The sequence below is a fragment of the Halomonas sp. 3F2F genome (assembly GCF_014897805.1).
In the GTDB taxonomy this organism is placed as follows: Bacteria; Pseudomonadota; Gammaproteobacteria; order Pseudomonadales; family Halomonadaceae; genus Vreelandella.
Genome location: NZ_JABUZE010000154.1, coordinates 1 through 1,615, shown reverse-complemented (window position 1 = coordinate 1,615; position 1,615 = coordinate 1). Strand labels below are relative to the sequence as shown.

Sequence of the window (1,615 nt, the reverse complement as noted above, 5' to 3'; positions counted from 1 at the left end):
CTGAACCGCTTCAGCCTTCGGGGTAAGCAAAAGGTGCAAGGCCAATGGCAGCTCTACTGCTTGGTTCACAATATTGAGAAGTTGGCGAATTACGGCCACTTGGCCGCGTTATGAAGGGCTTAGAGTGGAGTAAGTTGCTTTGTGAACCCAGCAGGCGGTCTTCAGCGGGCTAAGCTGGGCGCTCAAGTGGCTAAATGCCGATATTAATATTACTCAGCCGGATGACCGGCTGGGTAAATGAATAAGGACAACAGGCAGTGGAAACGGCTCGAAATCGGGTTTTTCTACAGCCTCGTTGTGGCTGTAGTGAAAGCCGCTGATACCTAGTTTTGGCATAGTCGGAAAACAGACAAAAAATAGTCATTAATCGGCGGCTACAACATAAATCCTGATATAAGTATCGCATCTACCGCACACACTCAGCTACTGAGAGGAGTCATGGAAGATTTAATAGGCAACGAGCAGATAGGATCAGTAACTGCCCGCTGCTAACACTGGGCTTTCAACGTTGCCTGATGAGGCACGGTGCCTAATAGGGCGACAGGAATGAATGCTTCTCTCCAGCTGTCATTCCCGCATGCCTTTAGCGGGAATCTATTTCGATTTAAGTACCTTGGCTTCGGCTGAAAAGGTCAAATTGGATTCCCGATAACCCCACTCGGGAATGACGGGGCTGAGGTGGCTCTGGAATGACGGGGCAGAGTGGTTCTGGAATTACGGGGCTGAGGTGGGGCGGAAATAATAGGAATGAGGGGAGCCGGTTCATACTTCTCGGAGCGAGTGTTCGAGCGCGAAAATCTCTCAGAAGTAGATTGAGATGCGTTTTCCAAGTTGGTCAATATGCTTGTTAATGCCGCATTGGAGAAGCATCATGGCTAGTTCCTCGGAAGTATTGCTCAGGGTTTGCAAGAAGAGCCATTGATCTTAATCACGGGCGCAACGCTGCGGCTAAAACGCATCTGCCAGAGCTGGTTGATGTCGCTGCTTTGCGTAAGAAATTGGGCATGACCCATATGGGGTTTGCTGCTAAATTTTGTATTAGCGGCGCATTGGACACGCGGTGATGATGTCGTCGCCAAAGAGCTACAAGTCGTCTAAGAGCCTTATCGTAGCCCACCACCCAATGCGCCATTCAACGAAGAAGCGCTCAGATGCAGTTATTCTATTAATCCAGGCTATTCAAGGCGATTCACCGATATTATGGCGAGAAAAACACTCAGTTTGAAAACGAGAAGGCAGATAGATGCCAAGCCCGCCGACGAAGTTGAAGATCAATTTCCTGATGATCCCGAAAAACGTTTTTTAAATGGCGTGGCGATTCATCCTAGCCCACGCATTGTTTTAGAGCTTGGCTCTTCGCAGCGTAGTGTGCGCGCGATGGATTTGATTACGCCTATTGGGATGGGGCAACGCGGATTGATTGTTGCGCCGCCGGGCTCTGGCAAATCGACGCTGTTAAAACATATCTGTCAGGCCGTGGCAGAAGCGTATCCTGACATAAAGCTGTATGCCTTGCTGATTGATGAGCGCCCTGAAGAAGTGACCGATTTTAAGCGCAGTGTGTCGGCAGACCCCCCTCTGTCAGCCTAGTTGTCCGGTTGGCGATATCGCCTAA

General features: G+C 49.8%; 1 protein-coding gene and 1 pseudogene. Both read left to right on the top strand.

Features of this window, described 5'->3' with window-relative positions; genetic code table 11:
• On the top strand, positions 1-114 hold a 114-nt coding region (locus INT21_RS16240), incomplete at its 5' end, for a transposase (RefSeq protein ID WP_193061548.1).
• Positions 115-1,200: 1,086 nt separating this feature from the next.
• Positions 1,201-1,572, top strand: a pseudogene (locus INT21_RS16235) (transcription termination factor Rho); the annotation flags it as partial.
• Positions 1,573-1,615 lie beyond the last annotated feature (43 nt).